At 56.2% G+C, this 265-nt stretch carries 1 protein-coding gene; it reads right to left on the bottom strand.

What is annotated here, in order from left to right:
* Positions 1-265, bottom strand: a 265-nt coding sequence (locus tag KZZ06_RS21110) for a hypothetical protein (protein WP_219581905.1), incomplete at both ends; no start/stop codon positions are given.

A 265-nucleotide genomic window follows, 5' to 3' on the forward strand; every position in this document is an offset into this window, starting at 1 on the left:
GTTTCGTTTTCCACTGCAGGTATGCCAGGGATATAGGTCTGATCGACAGACCCTGGACGCCAATCCCACTTCACGTTCGGACAGTTGTAGTTGCCGCTTGCATCTCGGATTGGTGTGCCATCTAGCTTGATCGTGTAATCGGTAGGAGCCTCGTCGAACTCCCCCTCCCCCATGGCGATCAGGATTTTGGCGACGTTGGTAGAGCGCAGGCTGTCGCTGGCTTCGGTGGGCGACTTAGGCTTACTGGTACCACCTTTCTCGCCGT

The sequence above is a fragment of the Sulfitobacter sp. CW3 genome, assembly GCF_019392245.1.
GTDB lineage: Bacteria > Pseudomonadota > Alphaproteobacteria > Rhodobacterales > Rhodobacteraceae > Sulfitobacter.